Source organism: Kitasatospora sp. NPDC053057, from assembly GCF_044546945.1.
Taxonomy (GTDB): domain Bacteria; phylum Actinomycetota; class Actinomycetes; order Streptomycetales; family Streptomycetaceae; genus Kitasatospora.
The window spans coordinates 1-20,782 of record NZ_JBITZP010000006.1 but is presented as its reverse complement, the minus strand read 5'-3'; the positions used below and the strand labels follow the sequence as shown (position 1 = coordinate 20,782).

Annotated in this window: 12 protein-coding genes and 1 pseudogene; 11 read left to right on the top strand and 2 right to left on the bottom strand. The window is 73.3% G+C overall.

Annotation, left to right across the window (positions count from 1 at the left end):
• Window positions 1–271 precede the first annotated feature (271 nt).
• The 7 genes from ACIG5E_RS09020 to ACIG5E_RS08990 all read left to right on the top strand — a co-directional run bounded on the left by ACIG5E_RS09020 (window position 272) and on the right by ACIG5E_RS08990 (window position 12,924).
• Window positions 272–3,229 (top strand): putative bifunctional diguanylate cyclase/phosphodiesterase, encoded by a 2,958-nt coding sequence (locus ACIG5E_RS09020; RefSeq protein ID WP_396532733.1) that lies wholly within the window; start codon window positions 272–274, stop codon window positions 3,227–3,229.
• A 329-nt stretch (window positions 3,230–3,558) separates the two neighbouring features.
• The gene (locus ACIG5E_RS09015; protein ID WP_396532539.1) at window positions 3,559–5,412 is read left to right on the top strand and encodes an acetolactate synthase large subunit; all 1,854 of its coding nucleotides are present in this window, start codon (window positions 3,559–3,561) and stop codon (window positions 5,410–5,412) included.
• A gap of 32 nt (window positions 5,413–5,444) precedes the next feature.
• Window positions 5,445–5,969: an acetolactate synthase small subunit gene (gene ilvN / locus ACIG5E_RS09010; RefSeq protein WP_030286969.1), complete on the top strand. Its 525-nt coding sequence runs from the start codon at window positions 5,445–5,447 to the stop codon at window positions 5,967–5,969.
• 92 nt (window positions 5,970–6,061) lie between these two features.
• Window positions 6,062–7,060, top strand: coding sequence for a ketol-acid reductoisomerase (ilvC, locus tag ACIG5E_RS09005; RefSeq protein WP_396532538.1), 999 nt, complete (start codon window positions 6,062–6,064; stop codon window positions 7,058–7,060).
• 241 nt (window positions 7,061–7,301) lie between these two features.
• Window positions 7,302–8,882, top strand: a complete 1,581-nt coding sequence (serA, locus tag ACIG5E_RS09000) for a phosphoglycerate dehydrogenase (RefSeq protein WP_396532536.1) — start codon at window positions 7,302–7,304, stop codon at window positions 8,880–8,882.
• A gap of 285 nt (window positions 8,883–9,167) precedes the next feature.
• Complete coding sequence (locus tag ACIG5E_RS08995) at window positions 9,168–9,329, top strand: hypothetical protein (protein ID WP_167344945.1); 162 nt, start codon at window positions 9,168–9,170, stop codon at window positions 9,327–9,329.
• Window positions 9,330–9,585: 256 nt separating this feature from the next.
• Window positions 9,586–12,924, top strand: a complete 3,339-nt coding sequence (locus tag ACIG5E_RS08990; protein ID WP_396532535.1) for a S8 family serine peptidase — start codon at window positions 9,586–9,588, stop codon at window positions 12,922–12,924.
• A 90-nt stretch (window positions 12,925–13,014) separates the two neighbouring features.
• On the opposite strand, the gene ACIG5E_RS08985 is transcribed toward ACIG5E_RS08990, so the two are convergent.
• Entirely contained in the window at window positions 13,015–15,489 is a 2,475-nt protein-coding gene (locus ACIG5E_RS08985) for a YfhO family protein (protein WP_396532534.1), read from the bottom strand.
• A 157-nt stretch (window positions 15,490–15,646) separates the two neighbouring features.
• On the opposite strand from ACIG5E_RS08985, the gene ACIG5E_RS08980 reads away from it, so the two are divergent.
• The 4 genes from ACIG5E_RS08980 (at window position 15,647) to cimA (ending at window position 20,619) form a co-directional block, all read left to right on the top strand.
• Window positions 15,647–16,210 carry a Uma2 family endonuclease gene (locus ACIG5E_RS08980; RefSeq protein WP_380612416.1) on the top strand — a complete coding sequence of 188 codons (564 nt, stop codon included), beginning with the start codon at window positions 15,647–15,649 and terminating at the stop codon, window positions 16,208–16,210.
• A 59-nt stretch (window positions 16,211–16,269) separates the two neighbouring features.
• Window positions 16,270–17,307, top strand: a complete 1,038-nt coding sequence (locus tag ACIG5E_RS08975; protein WP_396532533.1) for a 3-isopropylmalate dehydrogenase — start codon at window positions 16,270–16,272, stop codon at window positions 17,305–17,307.
• A gap of 211 nt (window positions 17,308–17,518) precedes the next feature.
• Window positions 17,519–18,631 carry a branched-chain amino acid aminotransferase gene (locus tag ACIG5E_RS08970; protein ID WP_396532532.1) on the top strand — a complete coding sequence of 371 codons (1,113 nt, stop codon included), beginning with the start codon at window positions 17,519–17,521 and terminating at the stop codon, window positions 18,629–18,631.
• Window positions 18,632–19,014: 383 nt separating this feature from the next.
• Complete coding sequence (gene cimA / locus ACIG5E_RS08965; protein ID WP_396532531.1) at window positions 19,015–20,619, top strand: citramalate synthase; 1,605 nt, start codon at window positions 19,015–19,017, stop codon at window positions 20,617–20,619.
• 64 nt (window positions 20,620–20,683) lie between these two features.
• Here the strand turns inward: cimA and ACIG5E_RS08960 are convergent.
• Window positions 20,684–20,782: pseudogene (locus tag ACIG5E_RS08960) on the bottom strand (ATP-binding protein); the annotation flags it as partial.

Genomic DNA, 20,782 nt, shown 5'->3' with positions numbered 1-20,782 from the left:
TGTCATTGAGTGACGGATTTGGTGTAGGGTCCCGAGCGGGAGCATCGGTGCGGTGTGGCGGCCGGAAGGCCGCCCGCCCCCTGGGCCACCGTCCTGACGGGGTGCCAGGCCACCGCGTACGGCCGAGAGGTGCGCGGCCGGTGGCCCGTGGTCGGGGCGCCAGGCCCCGGGCCAGAGGGGGAGAGGCCCAGTGAGCTCCACCGATACGGTGCTGCCCGGATCCGGACGACCGGGCGTACCGCCCGCCGACACGTCCGCCGCCGACCTGCCGGTGCCCGTCGGGCGCGGCCCGCTGCGCGGGCTCCGGGAGAGTCGCGCGCTGCCCGGCCTCGCCCTCGGCGGGCTCTGCCTGGCCTATGCGCTGGGCGCCGCCACCGGCTGGGGATCGCATCAACTCGCCATCTTCATGGGCGACTTCGGGCTGGCTGCGGCCGCCCTCGCGGCCGCGCTGTCCTGCCTGGTGTACGGCTGCGCGGTCGGCGGCCACACCCGCCCGGCCTGGCTGCTGTTCGGCCTCTCCTCGTTCATGGTCGCCTTCGGCAACGGCACCTGGGGCTGGTACGAACTGGTCGTGCGCACCCCGCCGCCGCGGGACTCGCTGGCCGACTACGCCTTCCTGCTGTTCGCCCCGCTCGCCATCACCGGTGTCCTGGTGCTCGCCCAGCACCCCCGCTCGGCGGCCGGCTGGCTGTGCCTGCTGCTCGACGGCTGGCTGATCGCCGGCTCGCTGTTCACCCTCAGCTGGAGCCTGGCGCTCGGCCGGATCGCGGCCGGCGAGAGCGGCTCCCCGCTGCGGCTGGCCCTAAACCTGGCCTACCCGGTGCTGGACATCCTGCTGGTCAGCCTGGTGGTGGGGCTGCGCTTCGGCGGCCGGGACGGCAACCGGGCGGCGGTGCACACCGCGATGCTCGCGCTCGCCGTCACCGTGATCTGCGACGCCCTGTTCACCACCCCGGAGCTGCACAGCAGCTACCACTCCGGCGAACTGCTGGACGCGGGCTGGTTCTCCGGCAGCCTGCTGCTCGCGTGGGCGCCGTGGTCCTCGCGCCGGCGCCGTCCGCTGCGCGAGCACCCCTCGGCCGGCGGCCTGCCGCGCCGCCGGGTGGCCACCACCTTCAGTGCGCTCACCCCGTACGCGGCCGCCGCGGTGTGCACCGCCGGAATCCTCTACAACGCCCTCGGGGGGCGCGAGTTGGACCGCGTGGTGGCCGCGGCCGCGTGCACCGTCGGGCTGGCACTGATCCTCAGGCAAGGCGTAATGCTGCTCGACAACCTGTCGCTGGCCCAGGAACTCGCCCACAAGGAGGCGCACTTCCGCTCCCTGGTGCAGGGCTCCAGCGACGTCATCATGATCGCCGGGGCCAACGGCGTGCTCTCGTACGTCTCCCCGGCGGCGCTCGGCGTCTACGGGCGGGACCCGGAGGAGCTGGTCGGCGGCAACCTGCTGGACCTGGTCCACCCCGAGGACGTGGGCCGGGTGCTCTCCGAGGTCCGCCGCTACCTCGCGCGGGTCCGGCTGGCCGCCCACCGCACCCCGGGCACCGTCGAGCCCTCGGCCCGGGTGGAGTGCCGGATCAGCTCCGGCATCGGCGAGTGGCTGCACGTCGAGTCGACGGTCAGCCGGCACCGCGACGGGCTGCTGCTCAACAGCCGGGACGTCACCGAACGCGTCATGCTCCAGGCCCAGTTGCAGCACAACGCGTTCCACGACCCGCTCACCGACCTGCCCAACCGCGCCCTGTTCGCCCAGCGGCTGCGCGCCGCCCTCGGCAACCGCGGCCAGCAGGGCGGGACGGGCGCCGGCATCGCGGTGCTCTTCCTCGACCTGGACGGCTTCAAGGCGGTCAACGACACCGCCGGCCACCAGGTCGGCGACGAACTCCTGGTGCAGGCCGCCCGCCGGCTGCAGGGCGCCGTCCGCTGCGGGGACACCGTGGCCCGGTTCGGCGGCGACGAGTTCGCCGCGCTGGTCTGCGGCCCGCTCGGCAAGCTGCAGGTCCAGGAGCTGGCCGAACGACTGCGGGTCGCGCTCTCCGAGCCGTACTGGATCGGCGGCGTCGAATTGGGCGTCGCCGCCAGCATCGGCATCGCCTTCGGCACCCCCGAACGCGGCCCGGCCGCCGACCCCAGGGCCGCCGCCGACGAGCTGATGCGCAACGCCGACCTCGCGATGTACCGGGCCAAGTCCGAGGGCAAGGGCCGGGTGGTGCTCTACGCCCCCGCGATGCGAGCCGACCTGGAGCGCCGCACCGAGCTGGAGGACCGGCTGCGGGTGGCCGTCCGCGAGGGCGGCTTCACCCTGCTCCACCAGCCCGTGGTGGACCTCGCCAGCGGCGCGGTGACCGGCGTCGAGGCCCAGGCCCGCTGGCGCTCGGCGGGCGGCCTGCTGCTCACCCCCGCCGAGTTCCTGCGCTCGGCCGAACACGGCGACGCGGGCACCAGGTTCTCCCGCTGGCTGGTGCAGGAGGCGGTCGCGGCCGCCGCCGACCGGCGCGCCGTGTCCGGGCGGATCCGCGGCGGTGTGCCGGTGCCCGTCCCGGTGGCCGTCCGGCTCTCCGCCGAGCGGCTCTGCTCACCCGGCCTGTACGAGACGGTGGCCGCTGTGCTGCGCGACAGTGGGCTGCCCGCCGGCGAGCTGGTGATCGAGGTGGCCCGGATGGGCCCGGACCAGGTCGCCGACGAACTCGGCCGCCGGCTGACCGCCCTGCGCAGACTCGGCGTCTCCACCTGGCTGGCCGGCTACGGCGCCGGCAGCGGCTCGCTGGGGGCGCTCGCCCGGCTGCCGCTGGACGGGCTCAAGCTGGACCGCACGCTGGTCCAGGACCTCGGCCAGTCCGCGCTCGGCCGCACCCTGGCCGGGCACGCCCTGCGGCTCGGCCGGGACCTCGGGATGGCCACCGCCGCCGAGGGGGTGGACCTGCCCCGGCAGGTCACCGCGCTGCAGGAGCTGGGCTGCCGGCTGGCCCAGGGCTCGGCCTTCGCCCCGCCGCTGGACGAGACCCGGCTGCGCCGGGCGCTGGCCCGCCGCGGCTACCCGCTGCCCAAGCCGCTCGGCTCGCTGTCCGCCCGCCGCGCCCACCTGGCAGCGGACGCCCGTACGAGTGGCCGCCCGGACGCCGCGGGGGGTCGTGTCGCACATCACCACGGGGCCTCCGACCTGCCCGAACACCCGGCCGCCGCCGGTCCGGGAGCCGGTCCGCATGGCGAGACGGTCATCCCACCTGCTTGACACGCCACCCCGGACGGGAGGAAGGTCGTTGCCATGCGCACCCGAATTCTCGTACTTGGCGGGCGCGTCGGCTGAGTGGGCTCGCACGCCCCGCTCGTGACAGACCGACGCGCCACCCCTCGCATGCCCTTGGGCACGAGGGGTTTTTTGTTGCACTGACGCTGTTCCCACCGCAAGACCCCTGGCCCCGACCGCCCCGGAGCGTCCGATTCGTCGGATCGAGCGGGACGATTGAGGCAGAGCCGGCGATCGGCCCGGACCGGGACCCCACCCTCGCACCACCGGGGCCCGCAGTACCGGGCCGGCAAAACCCGAGAAGAGACAGGCAGATGACCGAGCACGCCGCATCCCCCCGCCGCGGGGACAACCCGGCCGCCCACGCTCCCGCTCCCCAGCACGTCGCCGAGACCATGACCGGAGCCCAGTCGCTCATCCGCTCGCTCGAGGCCGTGGGCGCGGACACCGTCTTCGGCATCCCGGGCGGGGCCATCCTTCCCGCGTACGACCCGCTGATGGACTCGGTCAAGGTGCGCCACATCCTGGTTCGCCACGAGCAGGGCGCCGGCCACGCCGCCACCGGCTACGCCCAGGCCACCGGCAAGGTCGGGGTCTGCATGGCCACCTCCGGCCCCGGCGCGACCAACCTGGTCACCCCGATCGCCGACGCCTACATGGACTCCGTGCCGATCGTCGCGATCACCGGTCAGGTCTCCTCCAAGGCGATCGGCACCGACGCCTTCCAGGAGGCTGACATCTGCGGCATCACGATGCCGATCACCAAGCACAACTACCTGGTCACCGACCCGGCCGAGATCCCCCGGGTGATCGCCGAGGCCTTCCACATCGCCGCCACCGGCCGCCCCGGCCCGGTCCTGGTCGACATCGCCAAGGACGCCCTGCAGGCCACCACCACCTTCCGGTGGCCGGTCGAGACCGCGCTGCCGGGCTACCGGCCGGTCACCAAGCCGCACGCCAAGCAGATCCGCGAGGCCGCGAAGATGCTGGTCAGCAGCAAGCGCCCGGTGCTGTACGTCGGCGGCGGCGTGATCAAGGCGCAGGCCACCGCCGAGCTGCGGATCCTCGCCGAGCTGACCGGCGCGCCGGTCGTCACCACCCTGATGGCGCTCGGCGCCTTCCCGGACAGCCACCCGCAGCACCTGGGCATGCCCGGCATGCACGGCTCCGTCCCGGCCGTCACCGCGCTGCAGAAGTCGGACCTGCTGTTCACCCTCGGCGCCCGCTTCGACGACCGGGTCACCGGCAAGCTGGACGGCTTCGCCCCGTACGCCAAGGTCGTGCACGCGGACATCGACCCGGCCGAGATCGGCAAGAACCGCCCGGCGGACGTGCCGATCGTCGGCGACGCCCGCGAGGTGCTGGCCGACCTGATCGTCGCCGTCCAGGCCGAGTTCGACGCCGGCCACAAGGGCGACTACGCGGAATGGTGGGAGAAGCTCGACGAGTGGAAGAAGACCTATCCGCTGGGCTTCGAGCCGGCCCCGAACGGCCAGCTCTCCCCGCAGCAGGTCATCGAGCGGATCGGACAGCTGGTCGGCCCGGAGGCCATCTACGCCGCGGGCGTCGGCCAGCACCAGATGTGGAGCTCGCAGTACATCCGCTTCGAGAAGCCCGGCACCTGGCTCAACTCCGGCGGCGCCGGCACCATGGGCTACGCCGTCCCGGCGGCGATGGGCGCCAAGGCGGGCCGCCCGGAGTCGGCGGTCTGGGCCATCGACGGCGACGGCTGCTTCCAGATGACCAACCAGGAGCTGGTCACCTGCGCCCTGAACGACATCCCGATCAAGGTCGCGGTCATCAACAACGGCTCGCTGGGCATGGTCCGGCAGTGGCAGACGCTGTTCTACAACCAGCGCTACTCCAACACCGTGCTGCACTCCGGCCCCGGGCACGACGGCATCGCGCCGCCGGCCCAGGGCACCCGGATCCCCGACTTCGTCCTGCTGTCCGAGGCGATGGGCTGCGTCGGCCTGCGCTGCGAGCGCCCCGAGGACCTGGACGCGGTCATCAAGCAGGCGATGGAGATCAACGACCGCCCGGTGGTCATCGACTTCATCGTCCACCAGGACGCGATGGTGTGGCCGATGGTCGCGGCCGGCACCAGCAACGACGAGATCCAGTTCGCCAAGGGCGTCCGCCCCGACTTCGGCGACGATCTCGACTGACTGCCCCCTGCCCAGAACGACTGAGGAACCACATGTCCAAGCACACCCTCTCCGTCCTGGTCGAGAACAAGCCCGGCGTGCTCGCCCGCATCGCCGCGCTGTTCTCCCGTCGGGGCTTCAACATCGACTCCCTCGCCGTCGGCCCGACCGAGCACCCGGACGTGTCCCGGATGACGATCGTGGTCAACGTCGAGGACCTCCCGCTGGAACAGGTCACCAAGCAGCTCAACAAGCTCGTGAACGTGATAAAGATCGTCGAACTCGACCAGTCCGCTGCGATCCAGCGGGAACTGGTCCTGGTGAAGGTCCGCGCCGACAACGAGACCCGGTCGCAGATCGTCGAGATCGTCCAGCTGTTCCGTGCCAAGACCGTCGACGTGTCGCCCGAAGCGGTGACCATCGAGGCCACCGGCAGTTCGGACAAGCTGGAGGCCATGCTCCGGATGCTGGAGCCGTACGGCATCAAGGAGTTGGTCCAGTCCGGCCTGGTCGCCATCGGCCGCGGCGCGCGTTCCATCACGGACCGCTCGCTGCGCGCCCTCGACCGTAGCGCGTAACCGTCTCACCTTCTGAAGCAACGATCCGTACCCCGCCGGGTGCGCCTACGGTAGGAACCCCCGGCACCCATCACGCAAGGAGATGTGCCCCCGTGGCCGAGCTGTTCTACGAAGACGACGCCGACCTGTCCATCATCCAGGGCCGCAAGGTCGCGGTCATCGGCTACGGCAGCCAGGGTCACGCCCACGCGCTGTCCCTGCGCGACTCCGGCGCCGACGTCCGGGTCGGCCTGAAGCCGGAGTCCAAGTCCCGTGCCAAGGCCGAGGAGGCCGGCCTGCGCGTGGTCACCCCGGCCGAGGCCGCGGCCGAGGCCGACGTCATCATGATCCTGGTGCCGGACCCGATCCAGGCCGACGTCTACGAGGCCGACATCGCCCCGCACCTGAAGGCGGGCGACGCCCTGTTCTTCGGCCACGGCCTGAACATCCGCTACGGCTTCATCAAGCCCCCGGCGGACGTCGACGTCTGCATGGTCGCCCCGAAGGGCCCGGGCCACCTGGTCCGCCGCCAGTACGAGGAGGGCCGCGGCGTCCCGGCGATCGTCGCGGTCGAGCAGAACGCCTCGGGCAAGGCGTTCGACCTGGCCCTGTCGTACGCCAAGGGCCTGGGCGCCACCAAGGCCGGCGTCATCAAGACCACCTTCACCGAGGAGACCGAGACCGACCTGTTCGGTGAGCAGGCCGTCCTCTGCGGTGGCACCGCCGCCCTGGTGAAGGCCGGTTTCGAGACCCTGGTCGAGGCCGGCTACCAGCCGGAGATCGCCTACTTCGAGTGCCTGCACGAGCTGAAGCTGATCGTCGACCTGATGTACGAGGGCGGCCTGGAGAAGATGCGCTGGTCGGTCTCCGAGACCGCCGAGTGGGGCGACTACGTCACCGGCCCGCGCATCATCACCGCCGACACCAAGGCCGAGATGAAGAAGGTCCTCGAAGAGATCCAGGACGGCACCTTCGCCAAGACCTGGATCGCCGAGTACAAGGCGGGCCTGCCCAAGTACAACGAGTACAAGAAGGCCGACGAGGACCACCTGCTGGAGACCACCGGCAAGAAGCTGCGCTCGCTGATGAGCTGGGTCAACGACAAGGCCTGAGCCTTTTCGCCCCACCATTTCGCCAAGGCCCGATTTCGCAGGGCCCTTGTACAAGTAGGCTGCTCCCGTCCGGGTGATTTCGCCGGACGGGAGCAGCCCCGTACCCTGCCCGCCGATACACTCCCGAGTGCGCGTCAGGCCCACAGCGTCGTGCGTCTACCTACGCGGCCATGCCACCTTCCCCCGCCCGCCACGCCACCTACGTGCCCGGGGGAACCGGACAGTTAAGGACCCCACTGTCGTGAGCAAATCCGTAGTTCTGATCGCCGAAGAGCTGTCGCCCGCCACCGTCGACGCCCTCGGCCCCGACTTCGAGATCCGCCACTGCAACGGCGCCGACCGCAACGAGCTGCTCACCGCGATCGCCGACGTGGACGCGATCCTGATCCGCTCGGCCACCAAGGTCGACGCCGAGGCGCTGGCCGCCGCCCGCAAGCTCAAGGTGGTCGCCCGGGCCGGCGTCGGCCTGGACAACGTGGACGTCGCCGCCGCGACCAAGGCCGGCGTGATGGTCGTCAACGCGCCGACCTCCAACATCGTCACCGCCGCCGAGCTCGCCTGCGGTCTGCTGATCTCCGTCGCCCGCAACATCGCCCCCGCCAACGCGGCGCTCAAGCAGGGCGAGTGGAAGCGCAACAAGTACACCGGCGTCGAGCTGAGCGAGAAGACCCTCGGCGTGGTCGGTCTCGGCCGGATCGGCGTCCTGGTCGCCCAGCGGATGTCCGCGTTCGGGATGAAGATCGTCGCGTACGACCCCTACATCCAGGCCGCCCGCGCCGCGCAGATGGGCGTCAAGCTGGTCTCGCTGGAGGAGCTGCTGGAGACCTCGGACTTCATCACCGTCCACCTCCCCAAGACCCCCGAGACGATCGGCCTGATCGGCGACGAGGCGCTGCACAAGGTCAAGCCGAGCGTGCGTATCGTCAACGCCGCCCGCGGCGGCATCGTGGACGAGGAGGCGCTCGCCGGCGCCCTGCGCGACGGCCGGGTGGCCGGTGCGGGTCTGGACGTGTACGCCAAGGAGCCGTGCACCGACTCCCCGCTGTTCGCCTTCGACAACGTGGTCGCCACCCCGCACCTGGGCGCCTCCACCGACGAGGCGCAGGAGAAGGCCGGCATCGCGGTCGCCAAGTCGGTGCGCCTGGCGCTGGCCGGCGAGCTGGTGCCGGACGCCGTCAACGTCCAGGGCGGCGTGATCGCCGAGGACGTGCGCCCGGGCCTGCCGCTGGCCGAGAAGCTCGGCCGGATCTTCACCGCGCTGGCCGGCGAGGTGGCCGTCCGCCTGGACGTCGAGGTCCGCGGCGAGATCACCCAGCACGACGTGAAGGTACTCGAACTGTCCGCGCTGAAGGGCGTGTTCGAGGACGTGGTGGCGGAGACGGTGTCCTACGTCAACGCCCCGCTGTTCGCCCAGGAGCGCGGCGTCGAGGTCCGCCTGACCACCTCCAGCGAGAGCCCCGAGCACCGCAACGTGATCACCGTGCGCGGCACGCTGGCGAACGGCGAGGAGATCGCCATCTCCGGCACGCTGGCCGGCCCGAAGCAGACCCAGAAGATCGTCGGCGTGGACACCTTCGACGTCGACGTGGCGCTCACCGACCACATGGCCTTCTTCAAGTACGAGGACCGCCCCGGTGTGGTCGGCGTGCTCGGCCGCCACCTCGGCGACGCGGGCATCAACATCGCGGGCATGCAGGTCGCCCGGGACGGCGGCAGCGCCCTCGCCTCCATCACGGTGGACAGCGAGATCCCGCAGGACGTCCTGACGGTGATCGCCGCCGAGATCGGCGCCCACTTCGCGCGCTCGGTCGACCTGGGCTGAGTTTCCCGCCCTGAGCAGGGCCCGGACCGCGTTTCGAACGGCGGTCCGGGCCCTGCTGCGTTCTCCCGGGTGTCGCCCGTCTCAGATACTAGGAAATCCAAGTATTCGTGCAGACACGGCCGGGGCGGGGTCGTACCGTGGAAGGGCCATACGGCGTGCCGCCCCTGTAGCCAGGGCACGCGGCCCGTGTGCGCGTGCGCCCCCACGGGCAGGCGATCCCTGCTCCGCGCGTACCCACCTCCCCTCATCGCGCTGTTGTACGGCGCCGCTTCCAAGGAGCCCGGTATGCCCACCACCGCCGACCGCCACGCCACCCCCGCCCCCGCCGCCACCCCCGTCCGCGCCCCGCGCCGCCGCCGGGCCGCCGAGCGGAACCCCTTCGCCGCCGCCGCGCTGCAGCGCTCGCTGGACCGCCGGGACAACGGTGGCGCCACCGGTCACCACTGAGCGCGGCCACAGCTGAGCGGCGCCTGGGCGGTGCCGCCGGTGGCTGGCGTTCATCGGGCTACTGGGCCGACCGGGTTGACGCCCTGTCACCCCGTAGAGTGCAACCGAGGTCCGTTCGAGGGAAGTTGCTCGCACCGGATGGCGCGATCATCCTAATTTGGGGCCCCCGGAAGGGTGATCGACGTCCGTGTGGGCGGGCGCCAGCGACCTCCTCGGTGTGCGGATCATTCCCCCCTGCCGGGGGAGAGGGTCCCTCGTGCGCCTGCCACCCGTCCGCCGACCGCTCGCCCGGATCGGCCTCACCCTGACCCTGCTGGCCGGGGGCGCGGCGCTCGCCGCCACCCCGGCCGCGGGCGGCCCGTCCAGCGCCGGACCGCCCGGTCAGGGCCGTACGGCCTCCGTCCTGCTCGAACTCACCACCGAGGCGGCCGGTCCCGCCTGGCGGCGCGCCGCCGACAGCGCCCGGCGGGCCCAGCGCTCGCCGGAGGCCGTCCGCCGGGACGCCGCCCAGGCCGGCGCCACCCAACGGGCCCGGGCCGGGGACGCGCTCGACCGGCTCGCCGAGGCCGTCCACCGGTCGGCCCCCGCCGCCCGCGAGCTCTACCGCACCCACACCCTGCTCACCGGCCTGGCGGTCGACGCCCCCGCCGAGCGGCTGCCCGCGCTGCGGGCGCTGCCCGGCGTCCGGGCCGTCCACCCGATCGTGAACAAGCAGCGCGACAACGCGTACTCCGTCCCGCTGACCGGCGCCCCGCAGGTCTGGTCCGGGGACGCGGCGGTGGCCGGGAACACCGGCCAGGGCATGCGGATCGGCATCATCGACAGCGGCATCGACTACACCCACGCCGACTTCGGCGGCCCCGGCACCGAGGAGGCCTTCCGCTCGGTCGAGCGCGGCAAGCCCGCGCCCGCCGCGCTGTTCCCCAACGCCAAGGTGGTCGGCGGCAAGGACCTGGTCGGCGACGACTACAACCCCGACCCGACCGCACCGAACCACCAGCCCGTCCCGCACCCCAGCGACAACCCGCTCGACTGCGTGCGCAACGGGCACGGCACCCACGTCGCCGGGACGGCCGCCGGGTACGGCGTCACCGCCGACGGCCACCCGTACGCCGGCCCGTACCGGCCCGGGCTCGACCCGGCCTCGTTCCGGATCGGCCCCGGCGCCGCCCCCGGCGCGCAGCTGTACGCGATCCGGGTGTTCGGCTGCGACGGCTCCACCGACCGGCTCGCCCAGGCGCTCGACCTGGCCGCGGACCCGAACGGCGACGGCGACCTCGGCGACCGGCTCGACGTGGTCAACCTGTCGCTCGGCAGCCGCTTCGGCAGCCCCGACGACGCCGACGCGCTCGCCGTCGACCGGCTCGCCGAACTGGGCACCGTGGTGGTCGCGGCCGCCGGCAACGAGGGCGACGTGTACGGCGTCGGCGGCAGCCCCGGCACCGCCGTCCGGGCGATCACCGTCGCCGCCTCCGTGCACGGGCACGCCGACGTGGACGGCATCACCGTGCTCGCCCCCGCCGCGCTGGCCGGGGTCGTGCCCGGCCACTGGAGCGAGCGCTACCAGGGCTGGTCCACCACCGAGGTGAGCGGCGCCCTCGCCGCGCCCGTCGACCAGACGGACGGCTGCACGGACTTCAGCGCGGCAGACAAGCAGCGGCTCAAGGGGAGGATCGCGGTGCTCACCTGGCTCACCCGCGATGCCGACCGGGCCTGCAACTCCGGCCCGCGCGCCGACCACGCCGCCGACGCCGGGGCGATCGGCGCGCTCTACGCCGCCGACACCGACCACCTCGCGGAGATCTCCGGCAACGACCGGATCCCCGCCGTCCTGCTCGGCCACGCGGACGGCGAACGGCTGCGGCACGCCGCCGCCGAGGGCGGCGCACAGGTCCGGCTCGCCGCGCCTGGCAACCCGCTGCACGGCTCCGTCGCGGAGAACCAGCCGGCCCGGGCCGACACCCTCACCGACTTCACCTCCCGGGGGATCGGCCTGCCCGGCGTGATCAAGCCCGACCTCGCCGCCCCCGGGGAGACCATCTGGTCAGCCCTGGTCGGCAGCGGCAGCGGCGGCCAGCGCGAGAACGGCACCTCGATGGCCGCCCCGCACGTCGCCGGACTGGCCGCGCTGGTCCGCGCCGCCCACCCGGACTGGCCGGTCGAGCAGGTCAAGGCCGCGCTGATGAACACCAGCACGGACACCTACCTCGGCGACGACCACGGCGGGCCGGTCTACGGGCCCGAGCGCACCGGCGCCGGACGGGCCCAGGCCGACCGGGCCGTCCACACCCCCGTCGTCGCCTACGCCGCGGGGGAGGGCGCCCGGGCGGGCAGCGTCGGGGTCTCCTACGGGCCGGTCGAGATCGGCGGGCCGACGGCCCTCGACCGCGAGATCGAGCTGCGCAACCACTCCTCAGCGCCGCTGAGTTACCGCACCGGCTATGCGGCGGCCACCGAACTGCCCGGCGCCGCCTTCCAGGTGACACCGACTCAGATCGACGTGCCGGCCGGCGGCACCGCCCGGGTGCGGGTGACGCTGTCCGTACCGGGGGAGTTGGGGCGCACGCCCGACCCGACCATCGACACCCAGCAGGGCGGCCGGGCCCGCAGCTACCGGGGCGAGCTCTCCGGGCGGGTGCTGTTCAGCCCGCTCGGCGACCAGACCCTGCCGCAGCTGCGGGTCCCGGTGCTCGCCGCCCCGCGCCCGACCGGCGACCTCGGCGTCACCGCCTCCGCCCGCACCGCCCGGGACGGCACCCTCGTCACCCTCGGCGGCAGCGCCGCCCCCGGCGAGGCGCCCGGGCTGGTCAGCGCCCTCGCGCTCGGCGGCGAGGGCCCCCGCTGGCCCGACTGCCCGCCCGGCAGCGGCAAGGCCGTCGGCCCCGGCGCGGGCATCCGGCCCGAGGGCGCGACGGAGCCGGAGGACCCGCCCCAGGACCTCTGCGTCGAACACCCCGGCGACCGGGCCGCCGACCTGCGGGCTGCGGGCGCCGCTGTCGACTCCGACCTGCTGTACGTCGGCGCGCGACTGTGGGCCCCGGCGGCCACGCCGGTCGGGCTGTACGGGGTGCGGGTGTCGCTGGACACCGACGGGGACGGCGTCACCGACGTGATCCTCAAGGCCGACCGGCTGCGCGGCAGCGACGTCCTGGTCTCCCGCGCCCTCGACGCCCGCACCGGCGCCGAACTCGACGTCCAGCCGCTCAACGCCCACTGGGGCGACACCGACACCGAGCTGCTGGACAGCGACGTCGTGGTCCTGCCGGTCCGGCTGAGCGCCCTGCCCGGGGTCAAGCCCGGCCACAGCACCGTCCGTTACGGCGTCTGGGCCGGCGCCGCCTCCGGCAAGCCCGACCCGGCCGACGCCTACTCCGCCATCGGCCTGCGCGGCACCCGCCCCACCGTCCCGGTGGACGTCCTGCACCCGGCCCTCACCGTCCGGTCCGGACTCACCGGCCCGACCGCGATGGTGACCCCGGCCGGCCCCGGCACCGTCCTCGACGTGCACCGCGCCCCGGGCGACACCTCGCGGCTCCTGCTGCTGTACCACCTCAACCCGGCCGACCGGAGGGCCCAGGTCCTCACCCTGCCGTAGCCGGTACCGAGGGGCGGCCCGTCGGCACCGACCGGCGGGCCGCCCCTTCCCGTGTCCCGCCGCTCCTCGGGGGCTCCCACGGTGTCCGGATCAGGGGGCGGCGGCCAGGCGGCGCCGGCGCCGGGGGGTGCGGGTGGGCCGGCGGGAGAGGCGGCCGAAGACGGCGACCAGCGCGAGGGCGGCGGCCGTGCCGGAGGTGACGGTGAGGCCCTCGGTGAGGCCGGGCGGGCGGAAGGCGCAGGAGACGCGGGAGGCACCGCCGCCGAGGGGGACGCCGATCATGCCGAGGACCGGCGTGGGCGCGGTGCGGGCGCCGCCGTCGGTGGCGCAGGTCCAGCCCTCGGTGGCGGGGACGGACAGCAGCGCGGTGCCGGTTGAGCCCGGAGGGAGGGTGGCCGAGACGGTGTGGCCGCCGGCCTCGACGTGGCCGGCGCCGGTGGCGGTGAGGCGGGTGACCGCGGCCGCCAGGGCGTCGGCCCGCAGGCAGCCGATCGGGCGGGCGGGGACCTGGCTGATGGCGTCCGACCGCAGGGTCACCCGGACCACTCCGTCCGCCGGGACGGTCCCGAGCCGGTGGACGGCCACCGCCGTGGTGGGCTGCTCGCCGTCGCTGCGGTAGGTGGTGCCCAGGCCGCTGACCGTGCCGTTGTACCAGACCCCGTGGAAGTAGGCCGTCGAGCCCGGGGTGCAGGCGGCGGTGAACACCGTGCCGTCCCCGCCGCCCGGCACCGACCAGCCGCTGGTGCCGTGCAGGGTGGGCGCCGGGCCGCCGGCCGGGACGGGCAGCGGGGCGTCGTACACCTGGCTGCCGAGCAGCGACTCCTGCCGGGACCAGACCGAGGAGGTCTCCGGCCGGGCGCCCGGCGGCAGCACGGTGACCAGCGGCGGGGCGGGCGCCCGCCCGGGGGTGAAGCCGTGCGGCGGCGGTCCGTCGTCCAGGTGGGCGCGGATCCCGAACAGCGCCTGCCCGACCGGGTCGGTGACGCTCCCGGTCTGCCGACCGCCGGCCGTCCAGCCCGCGCCGAGGTCGTGCAGCAGCTGGGCGACGACGGTCGGCAGGTAGCCGCTGAAGTAGCCGCCGCCCTGGCCGTTCAGCAGCAGCGGGTCGTTGGGGGTGAAGGCGTGCGGGCCGGGGTCGCTGCGCCCGTCCGGCCAGTCGGCGCCGGCCCGGACGGCCGCGTGCCCGGCCCGGACGGCGGCCGGGGGGACGGAGTCCTCGGGGGCCGCGCCGAGCGCCGCGTACCCGGACCAGACGGCGTTGCCGAGCACCGCGCCGCCGAGCACCCAGGTGGCCAGGGCGTTCGCCCGGCGGTCGGTGTGCCGGTGCTCCAGCAGCCAGAGCGCGGCGAGCACGACGGCGCCGCCGACGCCCAGCAGCACCCAGGTGGAGGTGTGCACCGAGTGCCGGGTGGCCGCCAGCGCGGCGATCAGCGCGACCAGGGCGGCGCCGCCCAGCAGGGTGAGCGGGTCCGGCCGGTGGGCGAGCGAGACCCAGCCGGCCAGCACCAGCAGCCCGCTGAGCACGAAGGCGACCCGGTACGGCCCGCCGGCCGGGATCGCCAGGCCGTGCCAGACCAGCACGGTCGGGGTCCAGACGAAGCTGAGCACGATCAGCGCCAGCGCCGCGCACCAGACCGCCCGCTCGCGGATCCGCACCCTGCGGTTGAACGGAAGCCCGCACACCAGCAGCAGCCCCAGCACCCCGATCGCGATGTCCGGCAGCGGCCGCCCGCCGGTGGTGGTGGGCAGCAGCTGGGCGAGGTGCCCGCCGAGCCCGGACGGGCCGAGCGGCTGCACCGGGGACTCCGGCTGGGCGCCGCGCGCGGCCCGGACGGCGACGAACAGCACGGGCGAGGCGAGCAGCACCCCGGCGGTGGTCAGGGTGATCGCCCGCCCGGTCGCCCGGACCCGGTGCCGGAAGGCGCGCGGGGTGGCGAACAGCCGTACGGCGAGCAGGAGTCCGGCCATCAGGGTGGCCAGCGCGGCGGTGTAGAGGTTGCCCGCCCAGACGAGGGCGACGCACAGCGAGCCGGCCACCCAGCGGCGCTCGTGCAGGCACCAGTCCCCGACCAGGCCGAGCAGCGGCAGCGAGACCAGGCCCCAGAGCCACATCGGCGCGGCCCCGCCCACGTCCAGCACCCAGGCGCAGAGCCCGTACCCGACGGCGGCGAGCACCCGCAGCCACCGGGGGCCGGGGTGCACCCGGCCGAGCAGGTGGGCCATCAGGGCGGTGCCGAGGCCGATGGTGGCCAGGGCGACCAGGAAGACGGCGAGCTGCCCCTGGTCGCGGGGGAGCAGGGCGGTCGGCCAGGAGAACGGATTCATCAGGTAGGCGAAGAAGTCCGCCAGGAACGGGACGCCGTAGCCGCTGTTCCAGTTGAACAGCAGGTCCCCGGCCGCCTGCCCGTGCAGCAGGTCCCACAGGTGCGCGTGGTACGGCACGGCGACCGCGCCCGCCCCGGCCGGCCACCGCCCGCGCAGCCCCGCCGCCAGCGCGAACCCGCCCATCGCCAGCCCGGCCGCACCCCCGCAGACCAGCACCTCCCGCCGCCGCTCGGCCCTCACCCACGCGCCCCGTTCTGCCAGGAACCCCAGACCACGCCACCCTAAGCGCGCCCCCAGCGCACCATGGGCCACCCGCGCTCCCTCGAAGGAGTGGCGTCTGAGGAGGCTTTGCCGAGTAGCCTGGGAGCGCCCCCAGGATGCCCGTATGGGAGGAACCATGAGCATCGCGCCGTACCCCGACTGGATTCGGCCTCCTGCTGGTGGCTACACCGCAGAGGATCTTGACCGGCTGCCTGATCTCCCGCCGCACACCGAGCTGATCGACGGGAGCCTGATCTTCGTGAGTCCGCAGACGAAGTTCCATGTCCGAGCGAAGCGCGTGCTCGAACGAGGGCTGGAGAAGGCGGTTCCGGAGGGCTGGGAGGTGTGGCCGGAGATGACCGTCACGCTAGACCGGCGGAACCGGCCGGAGCCCGATCTCCTTGTGGTCCACGAGGACTCGGACACGGGCTATCGCCAAACGGGATTCTCCGCCGAGCATGTCCTGCTCGCGATCGAGGTCGTTTCGGAGGAGTCCCGCGAGCGTGACCGGGAGATCAAGCCTGGCAAGTACGCGGCAGCCGGCATTCGTCATTTCTGGCGCGTCGAATGTGACGAGGGCCGCCCGGTCGTTTACACGTTCGAGCTTGAGCCGGCATCCAAGCGGTATTTCCCGACCGGGATCTACCACAAGCAGTTGAAGGTCGATCAGCCGTTCCCGGTGGAGATCGATCTGACCTGACTGGTCCAGATGCTGGACGCGAGGTGTCAGCCCCTGGGACGGCGGAGTAGGGTCCGAGCATGTCTCGCACCATTCGTCTCGCAGTTGTCCCGGGTGACGGCATCGGCCAGGAAGTGGTGGCCGAAGGCCTCAAGGTCCTCGGCGCCGTGCTTCCCGCCGACGTGAAGCTGGAGACCACCGAGTACGACCTCGGGGCCCGGCGCTACCACCGGACCGGGGAGACGCTGCCGGACAGCGTGCTGGCCGAGCTCAAGGCCTTCGACGCCATCCTGCTGGGCGCCATCGGGGACCCGAGCGTCCCGTCCGGGGTGCTGGAGCGGGGGCTGCTGCTCAAGCTGCGGTTCGCCTTCGACCACCACATCAACCTCCGGCCGGGCCGGCTGTTCCCCGGGGTGTCGTCCCCGCTGGCCGGGCAGCCGGAGATCGACTTCGTGGTCGTCCGCGAGGGCACCGAGGGCCCGTACGTCGGCAACGGCGGCTCGCTGCGCACCGGCACGCCGCACGAGGTGGCCACCGAGGTCAGCCTGAACACCGCGTACGGCATCGAGCGCGTGGTGCGCGACGCCTACCGCCGGGCCCAGGCGCGGCCGCGCAAGAAGCTCACCCTGGTGCACAAGAACAACGTGCTGGTGCACGCCGGGCACCTGTGGTCGCGGATCTTCGCCGAGGTCGGCCGGGAGTTCCCGGAGGTCACCACCGACTACCTGCACGTCGACGCGGCCACCATCTTCTTCGTGACCCAGCCGGAGCGCTTCGACGTCATCGTCACCGACAACCTGTTCGGCGACATCCTGACCGACCTGGCCGCCGCCGTGACCGGCGGCATCGGCCTGGCGGCGAGCGGCAACATCAACCCGAGCGGCGAGTTCCCGTCCATGTTCGAGCCGGTGCACGGCTCGGCGCCGGACATCGCCGGCCAGGGCAAGGCCGACCCGACCGCCACCGTGCTGTCGGTCGCCATGCTGCTGGAGCACCTCGGCTACGCCGCCGAGGCCGCGAAGGTCGAGGCCGCCGTCGCGGCGGACCTCACCGAGCGCACCGGCGCCCGCTCCACCTCCGAGGTCGGCGACGCGCTCGCCGAGCGAGTAGCCGGCTAGCGGGCCGGACCCACAAGGATCCGGCCAGGTGGGCCGGACCGCATAACCACAGCTTGCAGCTCCCCAAGGAGCGGGCAGCTGTTCGGCACGGCCCTCTGGATGCGAGTATCGACAGTGGGCCGTGCCGTTGTGCGTTCGTTCGGCGTTGGATCGCCGTGACGTCCCTTCGGCGGTGGCGGCCCGAACGAACCCCACGGTGAAGGAAACAGCCATGAGCACGCCCACCCAGGCGCCCATCACGTTCGACCTCAAGCCCTCCGCCCACCCGCTGTCCGCAGCGGAGCGCGAGGCCCGGCTGACCAACCCCGGCTTCGGCCGCGTCTTCACCGACCACATGGTCACCATCCGCTGGACGGAGGGCCGTGGCTGGCACGACGCCCAGCTGGTCCCCTACGCGCCGGTGGAGATGGACCCGGCGAACATGACCCTGCACTACGGCCAGGCGATCTTCGAGGGCCTGAAGGCCTACCGCCAGGCCGACGGCTCGATCGCGACGTTCCGCCCGGAGGCCAACGCCCTGCGCTTCCAGGCCTCGGCCCGCCGCCTGGCGATGCCGGAGCTGCCGGTGGAGACCTTCGTCGAGGCCGTCGAGCTGCTGGTCCAGCAGGAGCGGGAGTGGGTTCCGAGCGAGCAGGAGCAGAGCCTCTACCTGCGCCCGTTCATGTTCGCCACCGAGGTCGGCCTGGGTGTCCGTCCGGCGAACTCCTACCTCTTCATGATCATCGCCTCCCCGGCCGGCGCCTACTTCCAGGGCGGCATCAAGCCCGTCTCGGTCTGGCTGTCCAAGGAGTACGTCCGGGCCGCGCCCGGCGGCACCGGCGCCGCCAAGTGCGCGGGCAACTACGCGGCCTCGCTGGTCGCCCAGGCCCAGGCCGCCGAGAAGGGCTGCGACCAGGTGGTCTGGCTCGACGCCGCCGAGCACCGGTGGGTCGAGGAGATGGGCGGCATGAACCTCTACTTCGTCTTCGGCGAGGGCAAGGACGCCAGGATCGTCACCCCGGAGCTGTCCGGCGCGCTGCTGCCCGGCATCACCCGCGACTCGCTGCTCCAGCTCGCCGCCGACCTGGGCTACGCGGTCGAGGAGCGGAAGATCTCCACCGACGAGTGGCAGCAGGCGAACGCCGACGGCACCCTCACCGAGGTCTTCGCGTGCGGCACCGCCGCCGTCATCACCCCGGTCGGCTCGGTGAAGTCCGCGGCCGCCGACTGGACCGTCGGCACCGGCGAGCCCGGCCCGATCACCATGGAGCTGCGCCGCGCCCTGCTGGCCATCCAGGGCGGCCAGCAGCCGGACACCCACAACTGGCTGCACAAGATCGTCTGACCATCCGGACGCCGGAAACCCCTCCGGCCTGCCCCGTTTCGCATCGCGAGACGGGCGGGCCGGATCCCGGGGGCTGTGCCAGACTGCGAGCGTGTCCTCGCTTTCGCTGATTATTAGCAGCAGGCGCGCCGGTCCGCAGTGACCGCTTCCGCAGGACCCGATGCGGAGCGACCACGAGCGTCCAGACCCGCGCGCAGACCTCTCGCACCCGCGAGGGGTCTTTTGCTTTTGGGGCGCAGCCCCGACGAGCACAGCCCGGACCGGCCGAAGGCCCCCACAAGGGGCCCGGGGACACCGGGGCCGCGCACGGGATCCTGGACAGTGGAGCCGGGACGAGAATCCGGCAGAGCAGTACGAACCTCCCGAACGGAGAACCAGGGGTCATGACCGAGGTCAGCCGTACCGACGACAGCTTCCACGTGTTCGACACCACCCTGCGCGACGGCGCGCAGCGGGAGGGCATCAACCTGACGGTGGCGGACAAGCTGGCCATCGCCCGGCACCTGGACGAGTTCGGGGTCGGCTTCATCGAGGGCGGCTGGCCCGGCGCCAACCCCCGGGACACCGAGTTCTTCGCCCGCGCCGCCGCCGAGTTGGAGCTGCGCAGCGCCCAGCTGGTCGCCTTCGGCGCCACCCGCCGGGCCGGCGGCAAGGCGGCCGAGGACCCGCAGCTGGCCGCGCTGGTCGCCTCCGGCGCGCCCGTGGTCACCCTGGTCGCCAAGTCGCACGACCGGCACGTCGAGCTGGCGCTGCGCACCACGCTGGACGAGAACCTGGAGATGATCCGGGACAGCGTCGAGTTCCTGCGCGCCCAGGGCCGTCGGGTGTTCCTGGACTGCGAGCACTTCTTCGACGGGTACCGGGCGAACCGCGAGTACGCCCTCGCGGTGGTCCGCACCGCGTACCGGGCCGGGGCGGACGTGGTGGTGCTGTGCGACACCAACGGCGGGATGCTGCCGGCCGGCGTCCGGGACACCGTCGCGGACGTGATCGCCGCGACCGGCGCCCGGATCGGCATGCACGCCCAGGACGACACCGGCTGCGCGGTGGCCAACACCCTGGCCGCGGTGGACGCCGGCGCCACCCACGTGCAGTGCACCGCGAACGGCTACGGCGAGCGGGTCGGCAACGCCAACCTGTTCCCGGTGGTCGGCGCACTGGAGCTGAAGTACGACCGCCGGGTGCTGCCCGTGGGCCGGCTGGCCGAGATGACCCGGATCTCGCACGCGATCGCCGAGCTGGTCAACCTGGCCCCGTCCACCCACCAGCCGTACGTCGGCTTCTCGGCCTTCGCCCACAAGGCGGGCCTGCACGCCTCCGCGATCAAGGTCGACCCGGACCTGTACCAGCACACCGACCCCGAACTGGTCGGCAACACCATGCGGATGCTGGTGTCCGACATGGCCGGCCGGGCCTCGGTGGAGCTCAAGGGCAAGGAGCTCGGCTACGACCTGTCCACCGACCGGGATCTCGCGGGCCGGGTGGTGGCGAAGGTGAAGGAGCAGGAGAACCTCGGCTACACCTACGAGTCCGCCGACGCCTCCTTCGAGCTGCTGCTGCGCGACGAGGTGCGCGGCAGCCGGGACCGCTTCTACCGCCTGGAGTCCTGGCGGACCATCAGCGAGCAGGGGCCGCACGGGGTTTCCGGCAACGAGGCGACCGTCAAGCTGTGGGCCAAGGGCGAGCGCCGGATCGCCATCGGCGAGGGCAACGGCCCGGTCAACGCGCTGGACCAGGCGCTGCGGACGGCTCTGGAGGGCATCTACCCGCCGCTGGCCACCTTCGAGTTGGTGGACTACAAGGTCCGCATCCTGGAGGGGCAGCACGGCACCGGCTCCAAGACCCGGGTGCTGATCGAGTCCACCGACGGCACCGCCACCTGGTCCACGGTCGGAGTGGCCGACAACGTGGTCGCCGCCTCCTGGCTGGCACTTGAGGACGCGTACACCTACGGCCTGATCCGCTCCGGGCTGGAGCCGACCGAGTAGCCGCCACGAAACCCCCTGTGGCCCGCGGGACTTGGCGAAGTTCCGTGGGCCACAGGCACGTTCGTCAGCGGAGCCGGGCGAGCAGGGCGTGCTCGACCAGGGTGATGAGGGCGCTCTTGGCGCTGTCCCGGCGGCGGGCGTCGAGGGTGATGACGGGGGTGTC